The sequence below is a fragment of the Bradyrhizobium cedriense genome, assembly GCF_054602315.1.
Map to the genome: position 1 here is coordinate 421,259 of NZ_JBTSWB010000007.1, position 10,974 is coordinate 432,232.

The following is a 10,974-nucleotide window of genomic DNA, read 5'->3' on the forward strand; positions in this document are numbered from 1 at the left end:
CCCACCGCGCCAGCGGGCACATTGCCCGCTCAATCAAAAGCGTGGGTGGAGCATGAGCACGTTCGAACACATCATCGTCGAAAGCATCGGCGCTGTCGGCATCATCAAGCTGAACCGGCCGAAGATGCTCAACGCGCTCTCCTTCGGAGTCTTTCGCGAGATCGCCGCGGCCATCGACGATCTCGAGGCCGATGATGCCATCGGCTGCATCGTCGTGACCGGCAACGAGAAGGCCTTTGCCGCCGGCGCCGACATCAAGGAGATGCAGCCCAAGGCCTTCATCGACATGTTCTCCGAGGATTTTGCCGCGATCGGCGGCGACCGTGTCGCGCGTTGCCGCAAGCCAACAATCGCGGCGGTTGCCGGCTATGCGCTGGGTGGCGGCTGCGAGCTCGCCATGATGTGCGATTTCATCATCGCCGCCGACACCGCGAAGTTCGGCCAGCCCGAGATCACGCTCGGCACAATTCCCGGCATCGGCGGTACCCAGCGCCTGACGCGCGCGATCGGCAAGTCCAAGGCAATGGACCTCTGCCTCACCGGCCGGATGATGGATGCGGCGGAAGCCGAGCGCTCCGGCCTCGTCAGCCGCATCGTCCCCGCTGACAAGCTGATGGACGAAGTGATGGCGGCAGCCGAGAAGATCGCCGCGATGTCGCGCCCCGCAGCCGCGATGGCCAAGGAAGCGGTGAACCGCGCCTTCGAGACCACGCTTGCCGAGGGCATGAGCGTCGAGCGCAACCTGTTCCATGCGACCTTTGCGCTGGAAGACCGCTCCGAGGGCATGGCGGCATTCATCGAGAAGCGCAAGCCGGTGAACAAGAACCGGTAGCGCCAGCGACCGGTCAGGCGGATGTAAGGCTCTGGCGTTTCCCCCAAAGCGGCTGTGACGCCTCTGCAACAAGCACGGAATACATGGGGGTTTCCCCCGCGGCAGTTTGCCTGCGCGACCCCGGCTGGTTAAACAGTTAAGAGGCCATCGTCGGCGGGGGCAGACAGCCAGGGTTTTGCGGGATTACATGATAGGGCGTACCGCCAGAGCTGGTCGCGTGATGACGCGACGTCGATCGGGCGTGGGTCGCGTGCTTGCGACATGGACCATGCTGGTGCTTTCGTGCGCCCTGCCCTCCGCTGCATGGGCCGAAGCCCTGCCAGAGGCGCTCGCCAAGGCGTACCAGACCAATCCGCAGCTCAATGCCGAGCGCGCGCGCCAGCGCGCCACCGACGAGAACGTGCCGCAGGCGCTGGCCGGCTACCGGCCGCAGATCGTGGCGAGCCTCAGCGCCGGTCTGCAATCGGTCCGGAACCTTTTGCCGGACAACACCATTCAGACCGCAAACCTGAAGCCCTGGATCATCGGCGTCACCGTGACGCAGACACTGTTCAACGGCTTCCGTACCGCCAACAGCGTGCGCGCCGCCGAACTCCAGGTGCAGTCGGGCCGCGAGGCGCTGCGTAATGTCGGCCAGGGCGTGCTGCTCGATGCGGTCACCGCCTACACCAACGTGCTCGCCAACCAGTCGCTGGTCGAGGCACAGCGCTCCAACGTCGCCTTCCTGCGCGAGACACTCGCGGTCACCCAGCGCCGCCTCAACGCCGGCGACGTCACACCCACCGACTCTGCCCAGGCCGAGGCGCGTCTCAACCGCGGCCTTGCCGATCTCAATGCGGCGGAGGTCGCGCTCGCCGTCAGCCAGGCGACCTATGCGCAAGTAATCGGCAATGCGCCGTCGCAGCTTCGCGCGGCCGAGGCTGTCGACCGTTATCTGCCGAAGAGCCGCGAGGACGCCATGACGATGGCGATCCGCCAGCACCCGGCGGTGATGGCCGCCAGCTTCGACGTCGACGTTGCCTCCACCAACATCCGCATCGTGGAAGGCACGCTGCTGCCGAGCGCAACCATCCAGGGCAGCGCCAGCAAGAGTCGCAACAACGACCCGACGCTCGGCACCTTCGCCGAGGACCAGGCCTCGATCGTCGCCAATGTCACCGCGCCGATCTACGACGGCGGTCAGGCCGCGGCGCAGACCCGTCAGGCCAAGGAGATCACGGCGCAGAGCCGGCTCGTGCTCGACCAGGTGCGGAACCAGGCGCGCACGGCGGCCGTGAGTGCCTGGACTGCCAATGAAGGCGCGAAGATTGCGGTCTCGGCCTCGGAGTCCGAGGTGAAGGCCGCAACCGTGGCGCTCCAGGGCGTGCAGCGCGAAGCCGCCGGCGGACAACGCACCACGGTGGACGTGTTGAACTCGCAAGCCGATTTGATCCAGGCGAAGGCCCGCCTGATCGGCGCGCAACGCGACCGTGTCATCGCCTCCTACACGCTGCTCAGCGCCATCGGCCATCTCGACGTCAAGACGCTGAACCTGAACACGCCGGACTATCTGCCTGAGGTGCATTACCACCAGGTCCGCGACGCCTGGCACGGCCTGCGCACGCCGTCAGGGCAGTAAAGGGCGGAACTCTTCCTAGCTGGCCTGCAAGAGATCGCATTACCGGGTTGATGGTGGGCTTGCCAAAAGCCCCACCGAGCTTGCCAATGTGATATTCTCGGTTCGATAAAAACAACGAAGCAGAAGCAGGGAGAGAAACCATGCTCAGCCGTCGCGGCGTCCTGTTCGCCTCCCTTGCCGCCGGAGCAGCCATGACCAGCAAAGCCAACGCCCGCGCGGCACAGCCTGCGACGCCGGTCAATTTCGACGTCCCGGCCCATGCCTGCGACTGTCACACCCACATTCATGGCGATCCTGAAAAATTTCCGTTCTTCGCGGGGCGCGTCTATACGCCGGAGCCGGCGAGCCCCGAAGAAATGGCGGCGCTGCACAAGGCGCTGCATGTCGAGCGCGTGGTGATCGTGACGCCGAGCGTCTACGGCACCGACAATTCCTCGACCTTGTTCGGCATGAAGGCGCGCGGCGGGACCGCCCGCGGGGTCGCCGTGATCGACGACAAGACGACGGAGGGCGCACTCGATGCGATGCATCAAGACGGCTTCCGCGGCATCCGTCTCAATCTCGCGACCGGCGGCGTCAATGACCCCAATGTCGGGCGGCCGCGCTTCACCGCCGCTGTCGAGCGTATGAAAGCGCGCGGCTGGCACGTGCAGCTCTACACCTCGCTCGCGATGATCTCGGCGATCAAGGACCTCGTCGAGACTGCACCGGTACCCGTCGTGTTCGACCATTTCGGGGGTCTCGAGTCTTCGCTCGGCCTGGAGCAACCCGGATTTGCCGACCTGATCGCACTCGTCAAGTCCGGCAAGGCCTATGTGAAGATCTCCGGCGCCTATCGTTCGTCGAAGCTCGCGCCCGACTATCAGGACATGGCGCCCTATGCCCGCGCGCTGATCACGGCGAATCCGGACCGCATCATCTGGGGAACCGACTGGCCGCATCCGGATGCCAGCCGCGTCGAGGGACGCAAGCCCACCGACATCGCGCCACTCTACCAGATCGACGACGGCCGCCTGCTCAACCAGCTTCCGGTGTGGGCACCCCAAGCAGATGTGCGCAAGAAGATCCTAGTCGACAATCCGGCGCGGCTGTACGGATTCTGACGCTCAGCGCGCGCGGCGCGAGAAGAACGAGATCAGGACCGGCAGGGTCACGAGAATCACGACCGGCGCCAGCATCATGCCGGTAACGACGACGACGGCGAGCGGCTTCTGCACCTGCGAGCCGATGCCCTCCGACAGCGCCGCCGGCAACAGGCCGACGCCGGCGACGACGCAGGTCATCAGCACGGGGCGGAGCTGTAGCTCGCCGGTGCGGACCACCGCGCTCATGCGGTCCATGCCCTTCTCGATGAGCTGATTGAACTGCGACAGGATGATGATGCCGTCCATCACGGCGATGCCGAACAGCGCGATGAAGCCGATCGCCGCGGAGACGCTGAACGCCGTTCCGGAAATCAAGAGGCCCAGCACGCCGCCGAAGATCGCCATCGGAATCACGCTCATCGCGAGCAGCGTGTCGGTCATCGAGCCGAAATTGAACCAGAGCAGCAGGCCGATCAGCCCCAGCGAGATCGGCACCACGATCGACAGCCGCCGGATCGCGTTCTGGAGGTTGCCGAACTCGCCGACCCATTCCATGTGCGAGCCCGGCGGCAGCTGCACCTGCTCGGCGATCTTGTCCTGGGCCTCGCGGATCGCGCTACCGAGGTCGCGCTCGCGCACCGAGAACTTGATTGGCAGATAGCGCTCCTGCTGCTCGCGATAGATATAGGCCGCGCCCGAGACGAGGCTGACGGTGGCGACCTCGCTCAAGGGGATCTGCGTGACGGCACCGTTCGGCCCGGGCGCGCCGATCCGCAAGTTCTGGATCGCCTCCGCGCTCCTGCGGTATTCCGGCGCGAGGCGCACGATGATCGGGAAGTGACGGTCGCTGCCGGGCTCGTAGAGGTCGCCTGCGGTGTCGCCGCCGATCGCGACCTTGATCGTGGCATTGATGTCGCCCGGCGCCAGGCCGTAGCGCGCGGCCTTGGCGCGGTCGATGTCGATCTGGACGGTCGGTTGCCCGAGCGAGGTGAACACCGCCAGGTCGGTGACGCCCTGCACGGTCGCCAGCACCGACTTGATCTTGTTGGCGGTGTCGGTCAGCGCCTGAAGATCGCTGCCGAACAGCTTGATCGAGTTTTCGCCCTTCACGCCGGAGACCGCTTCGGAGACGTTGTCCTGGAGGTATTGCGAGAAGTTGAACTCGACGCCGGGAAAGCGGTCGTCGAGCTGCTTGAGCAGCTCGGCGGTCAGCTCTTCCTTGTCACGCGTCCCCGGCCACTGGCTCACGGGCTTGAGCGGCGCGAAGAACTCCGCGTTGAAGAAGCCGGCGGCATCGGTTCCGTCGTCGGGACGGCCGTGCTGCGACACGACGGATTCGACCTCGGGCCGGGCGCGGATCACCTTGCGCATCTCGTTGACGTAGCTGTTGCCTTCCTGGAGCGAGATGGTCGGCGGCAGCGTGGCGCGAATCCAGAGATTGCCCTCCTCCAGCTTCGGCAGGAATTCGAGGCCGAGCAGCCGGCTGAGCGCCACCGTCATCACCACGAGGCCGATCGCACCGCCGAGCACCATCTTTCGATTGGCGACCGCCCATTGCAGCAGCGGCGAGTACAACCGATGCAGGATCAGCATCACCTTCGTTTCGGTTTCCTCGACATGCGCGGGCAGGATGATCGCGGACAACGCCGGCGTGACGGTGAACGTCGCAAGAAGTCCGCCGGCCAGCGCGTAGGCGTAGGTGCGGGCCATCGGCCCGAAGATGTTGCCCTCGACGCCGGACAACGTGAACAGCGGCAGGAACGCCGCGATGATGATCGCCGCGGCGAAGAAGATCGAGCGCGAGACGTCGGCGGCTGCGCTGAGGATAGCGTGGCTCTTCATGCCGAACAGCGTCTCGGGCGACATATGCCCGGATTCCGAAATCGGCGTCGTCTGCGTCAGGCGGCGGAAGATCGCCTCCACCATGATGACGGTGGCATCGACGATCAGGCCGAAATCGATCGCGCCGACGGACAACAGGTTCGCCGATTCCCCGCGCAGCACCAGGATGATCACGGCGAAGAACAGCGCGAACGGAATCGTCGCGCCGACGATCAGCGCGCTTCGGAGATTACCGAGGAATATCCACTGCAAGAGCACGATCAGCAAGATGCCGACCACCATGTTGTGCAGCACGGTATGGGTCGTGAGCTCGATCAGGTCCCCGCGGTCGTAGATGCGCTCGATGCGCACGCCGGGCGGCAGGATACTGGAGTTGTTGATGGTCTGAACGAGTTGATGGACGCGCTTGATCGTCGGCGAGCTCTGTTCTCCGCGGCGCATCAGGACGATTCCCTGCACGATGTCGTCGGTGTCGTCGAGACCGGCGATGCCGAGACGCGGCTTCTGACCGATTGTGACGGTTGCGACGTCCTTGACCAGCACCGGATTGCCGCCGGTCTGGGCCACCATGGTGTTGGCGAGGTCGTCGATCGAGCGGATCAGGCCGACGCCGCGGACCACGGCCGATTGCTGGCCGATATCGACGGTGTTGCCGCCGACGTTGACGTTGGAATTTCCGACGGCCTGGAGCAGTTGCGGCAGCGTCAGGCCGTTGGCGACGAGCTTGTTGAAGTCGACCTGGAGCTCGTAGGTCTTGCTCTTGCCGCCCCAGCCGGTGACGTCGATGACGCCGGGTACGGCTCGGAAGCGGCGCTGAAGGATCCAGTCCTGGGTGGTCTTGAGGTCGAGCACGCTGTAGTTCGGCGGGCCGACCAGGCGATAGCGGAAGATCTCGCCGATCGGGCTGAGCGGGGAGATTTGCGGCTGCACGTTGCCTGGCAGCGGCGCGAGCTGCGCCAGCCGGTTCAAGACCTGCTGCAAGGCCTCGTCATAGGTGTAGGCGAAGGAGAACTGGAGCTTGACGTCGGAGAGGCCGTAGAGCGAGATGGTACGGATGGACGTGAGGTTCTTCAGACCCGCGACCTGCGTCTCGATCGGGATCGTGATGTAGCGCTCGATCTCCTCCGCCGACAGGCCCGGGCTTTGCGTGACGATGTCGACCATCGGCGGGGTCGGATCGGGATAGGCCTCGATGTTGAGCTGGTTGAACGCGATCAGGCCGCCGATCAGCACGGCGACGAACATGCCGACCATCAGGAAGCGCCGGTTGACGGCAAGGGCAACGAGACGATCCATTCAGGTCTTCAATTTTCCTGGGTCGTCGATCAACTGCCGGACGCCGCGCGGTCGATGAACAGGCTGCCCTTGGTGACGATCTGCTCGCCGGGCTTCAGATTGCTGGTGACCTCGACGAGGTTGCCGTTGATGAGGCCGGTCTTGATCTGGCGCAGTTCGACCGACTTGTCCTCCCGCGCGACCCAGAGTCGGACCTTGTCGGCTTCATAGATCAACGCCTGCTTCGGCACCGCCGGCGCGGCCCGGTCGCCCGCCGAATAAATCGTGACGTTCGCGAACATCTCCGGCTTGAGCAGGCCGTCCTTGTTGTCGATGGTCGCGCGGACCAGGAGGCGGCGGGTGTTGGGATCGATCGCGGCGGCGACGTAATTGATCCTGGCGGTGAACGGCCGGCCCGGCAGCGCCATCACGTTGACGGTGATGTCCTGCCCAATGCACACCGCGGCCGCATCGCTCTCGCGCACGAAGGCGGTGAGCCAGACCGTGGAGAGGTCGCCGACCACGAAGACCGGCTCGCTGGCGCCGGAACTGACGTATTGGCCGGGGCCGATCTTGCGTTGCACGACGGTGCCCGCGATCGGCGAGTAGATCGTGATTTCCGGATTGATGGCGCCCTTGTCCTGGAACGCCTTGATGGTCTCCTCGGTGAAGCCGAGGATGCGCAGCTTGTTGCGCGCGGCCTCCAGCGCCGTGCCCGAGGAGCGCATGTCGTTCTGCGCCTGGACCTGGCTCGCTTCCGCCTGCTGGTAATCCTTCAGCGGAATGGCATGGCCCTCATAAAGGTCCTTGGCGCGCTTGAACTGGATGTCGGAGAGTTCGAGCGCGGACTTCGCCTTGTTCTGGGAGGTCATCGCCGCGATGAAATCGTTCTGGGCCTGCACGGTGTCGGCGGCCTCGATCGTGAATAGCGGTTGACCCTGCTTCAGCCTCTCACCAGGCTTGGCGAGCAGCTTGGTGACCCGGCCCGCATAGGGCGAGAACACCGGCGTCGATCGGTCCTCGTCGACCGCGACCTTGCCCTCGGTGACGTATTCGGCCCTGAAGCTCCTGGCCTTGACCGGCTCGATCGTCAGCGTCGCCCATTCGGACGGTGTCGGCGTGAAGGTCTGCACATTCTTGCGCGACTGGCTCGAGATCTCGGAGTGCTTCTTTTCCTTGGCTCGCGAAGGCATCGAGCCGTAGGCTGCGGCACCGGCAACAGCCAGCAAAACCACGGAGGCGATCATCCGTCGTTTTGTAAACACCTGCGATCGCTTGGTCTTTTCAATCACCGCTGAGCCCAGTCGTGTCTGCGACGATCTCGGCAAATGACTGCCGCATCGGTCGCGCTAATAGTGCCGAATTGGGATTTCAAACAACCTAAAAAACGCCGGGTCCCTTGCGGTTTGCGTTAAAGTTTTGCGACGTGTCAGCTTCATGTCAGCTTCGCTCCGGCCACCGCGCCGGATGACTGCCGAGCGGCGTCGCCGGACGACTCCATCGCGCCGGCGTGGCCGACAGCAGCGCCGAATGGCGCACCGCTTTCAACATACCGAAGCCAGATGGCATGCTTTCGATGAACGTAGTATGTACGGCCTCACTCGTAAGATCCGGGGTATTCAGCCCGCCGTCCAGTCGGCCGAGATTCCACAGCCATCGCCCGGTCTGCGCCAGCGACACGCGCACGTGCCAGCTGCCGCCTTCGCGGGCCTGGCGCGCCTTGGCGATCATGGCGCCGAATGCCATCAGATAACCGGTGGCGTGGTCGAGCATCTGCGCCGGCAATTCCTTGGAACCGTCGATGCCGGCGGCCTTCCCTTCCGCATCGTTGAAGCCCGTCGTGGTCTGCACAAGCGAGTCGAAGCCACGCCGCTCCGCCCAAGGGCCGTCGTGGCCATAGGCTGACAGCGTCACATAGACGATGCCCGGATTGATTTTCGCGGCGTCCTCGGGCGCGAAGCCGAGAGCCGCGAGGGCGCGCGGACGATAGCCTTGCGAGAAGATGTCGGCATCGTTCAACAACGCGCGCAGCTGCGCCCTGCCCGCCGCGCTCTTCAGTTCGATGAAAGTGGCGAGCTTGCCGCGGCCGGTGTCGATAGTGAGCCAGTCAATCGCGGGCAGCTCCGGTCCTGACACCAGCAGCACATCGGCGCCATGCGCGGCGAGCGTGCGGCCGGCGACGGGCCCCGCGATGACGCGGGAGAGATCGAGCACGCGAAGGCCCGCGAGCGGACGATCGCCTGCTGGCCACGACTTCGGTGGCGCCTCACCGATCTTCTCGATCGAGATCAGCGGCAATTGCGCGAGCGCACGCGCTTGGGGCAATGCCGACCATTCGTCGTAAGAGCGCATCAGGGCAGCGACGCCGCCGGCCGCGTAAGCCGCAGTCTCGAAATCCTCGCCCTTCCATTGCATCAGCGCGGTCTGGACCTTCTCCCGCTCCGCCTCGCAGCCGAGCACCTTGCAGACGGCCTCACGGTGATGCGGAAAGTTGGTGTGGCAGCGCACGAAGCGGCCATCGCCGGTCCTGTAGACGCCGGCGATGGCGTCCCAGGCCGGCGGTGGCGGCTTGTCGTCGAGGCGCAAATAGCGCTCCGAGCGGCATTCGGCGACGGCATGGCGCATGTCGACCGAGACGTCCTGCGGCTCGCCGCTGCGCAGCCGCCAGATTTCAGCGGCCGCGAGGCCGGCGGCAGCGATCGTCGTCTGCCCGGCGACCGCGACGCGAAACGAGGAGGGGATCTGCGGCTCCTCGCCCGTCAGCCGGACGCGATCGAGGGCGGCCGGATCACCGCCGGCGGACGTCCAGATGTCCCTGAGAATGCCGGCGGGGCTTTGCATGGCCGCTTCTCTCCCTTTCGGATGAGCACGATACTCGGAAAACCCACACCAGACTTTTCCGGATCATGCTCTAATTTCAACATCCCACGATCGCAGAAAGGATTGCAATGGCCACCATCGATCCCCTCACCGCGGGCGCCGTGTTCGTCGCAACGGCGGCCACCGACGCGGTCTATGTGATGTTCACGTCGGCCGTGGTCGCGCGCAAGCGCGTGCCGGCCGCGACCTGGAGCGCGATCTGGTACACGCTCTCTTCTTACGCAGTGATCAGCTACACCGAGAACGGGTTCTACGTCGCCTTCGCCGCGATCGGCTCATGGGTCGGTGCCTACGCCTCGCTGACCTTCCTGCACCGTCCGCCCGGCGGCCCGCCGGTCGGTGCGGCGCCGGAGTGAGGCGCGCGCCAATTGCTCTGCGCGTCATTGCGAGGATCCTTGCGACGAGGCCATCCAGACCATTCCGGGGATGCATTTCTGGATGCTTCGCTGCGCTCGCAATTACGATGAGGAGGCTTCTGTGTTTCTCCTCAAGCGGATACACTCGCTGCGCTCAACAACAAGGAAACCCGGACAATGGATCTCGGTCTCAAAGGAAAGAACGCCATCGTGCTCGGCGGCACGCGCGGCATCGGGCGCGCGATTGCGGCGACGCTGGCCGGTGAAGGCGCCAATGTCGCGGTCTGCGCGCGCAACGCCGATCAGGTTGCGGCCACGGTCGCTGAATTGAAGGCGAGCGGCATCAAGGCCACCGGCAGCCCAACCGACGTGACCGACGGCGCGGCGCTGAAATCCTGGATCGAAACCGCTGCGAAGGAGCTCGGCGGCATCGACTTGCTGTTCTCCAATGCCGGCGCGATGGCACAGGGCGGCGATCCCGGATCGTGGGAGCAGAATTTTCGGCTCGACGTGCTCGGTGCCGTGCATGCCTTCGATGCCGCCCGGCCGTTTCTCGAAACCAGCGGCGCGAACCGCGGCGATGCGGCCTTCGTGATCATCTCGTCGATCTCCGCGGCGCAGGCGGATACGGCGAGCTCCTACGGCCCGATCAAGGCGGCGCTGATCCACATGGCCAAGGGACTGGCGCGGCAATATGCGAGGAAGAAGATCCGCGTCAACGTGGTCTCGCCCGGCACGGTCTATTTCAAGGGCGGCGTCTGGGAGATGATCGAGCAGAACATGCCCGAGCGCTACAAGGATGCGATGAGCCGCAACCCCACGGGACGCATGGCAACGCCCCAGGAAATCGCAAGCGCGGCAGTGTTTCTGGCAAGCCCGGTGTCGGGATTCACGACGGGATCCAATCTCGTCGTGGACGGGGCGATCTCGAACCGGGTGAATTTTTGAAGAGCGAACCTGGTTTGCGAGATTGTCCTCGCCGTCATGGCCGGGCTTGACCCGGCCATCCACGCGCACCGTTCTGCCGAAGGGCGTGGATGCCCGGGTCAAGCCCGGGCATGACGACCGCGATTACTTCGGTGACCT

The 10,974-nt window shown here is 65.0% G+C and carries 8 protein-coding genes; 5 read left to right on the forward strand and 3 right to left on the reverse strand.

Annotated elements, in window-relative coordinates:
• The first annotated feature begins 52 nt into the window (after positions 1-52).
• The 3 genes from ACYCVF_RS27400 (at position 53) to ACYCVF_RS27410 (ending at position 3,553) form a co-directional block, all read left to right on the forward strand.
• Entirely contained in the window at positions 53-832 is a 780-nt protein-coding gene (locus tag ACYCVF_RS27400; protein WP_459601601.1) for an enoyl-CoA hydratase, read from the forward strand.
• 220 nt (positions 833-1,052) lie between these two features.
• Complete coding sequence (locus ACYCVF_RS27405) at positions 1,053-2,450, forward strand: TolC family outer membrane protein (RefSeq protein ID WP_459601603.1); 1,398 nt, start codon at positions 1,053-1,055, stop codon at positions 2,448-2,450.
• A gap of 140 nt (positions 2,451-2,590) precedes the next feature.
• On the forward strand, positions 2,591-3,553 hold the full coding sequence (locus ACYCVF_RS27410; RefSeq protein ID WP_459601605.1) for an amidohydrolase family protein: 963 nt from the start codon (positions 2,591-2,593) through the stop codon (positions 3,551-3,553).
• 3 nt (positions 3,554-3,556) lie between these two features.
• On the opposite strand, the gene ACYCVF_RS27415 is transcribed toward ACYCVF_RS27410, so the two are convergent.
• From ACYCVF_RS27415 to ACYCVF_RS27425, 3 genes are all read right to left on the reverse strand, one after another.
• A complete protein-coding gene (locus ACYCVF_RS27415; protein ID WP_459606687.1) occupies positions 3,557-6,673 on the reverse strand; it encodes an efflux RND transporter permease subunit in 3,117 nt (1,038 codons plus the stop codon).
• 29 nt (positions 6,674-6,702) lie between these two features.
• The gene (locus tag ACYCVF_RS27420) at positions 6,703-7,899 is read right to left on the reverse strand and encodes an efflux RND transporter periplasmic adaptor subunit (protein WP_459601609.1); all 1,197 of its coding nucleotides are present in this window, start codon (positions 7,897-7,899) and stop codon (positions 6,703-6,705) included.
• Between the two features lie 193 nt (positions 7,900-8,092).
• The gene (locus ACYCVF_RS27425; protein ID WP_459601611.1) at positions 8,093-9,493 is read right to left on the reverse strand and encodes a CoA transferase; all 1,401 of its coding nucleotides are present in this window, start codon (positions 9,491-9,493) and stop codon (positions 8,093-8,095) included.
• 107 nt (positions 9,494-9,600) lie between these two features.
• Here ACYCVF_RS27425 and ACYCVF_RS27430 point away from each other — a divergent pair, with 107 nt between their 5' ends.
• Complete coding sequence (locus ACYCVF_RS27430; RefSeq protein WP_459601613.1) at positions 9,601-9,888, forward strand: hypothetical protein; 288 nt, start codon at positions 9,601-9,603, stop codon at positions 9,886-9,888.
• Between the two features lie 177 nt (positions 9,889-10,065).
• Positions 10,066-10,836: an SDR family NAD(P)-dependent oxidoreductase gene (locus ACYCVF_RS27435; protein ID WP_459601615.1), complete on the forward strand. Its 771-nt coding sequence runs from the start codon at positions 10,066-10,068 to the stop codon at positions 10,834-10,836.
• Positions 10,837-10,974: the final 138 nt, after the last annotated feature.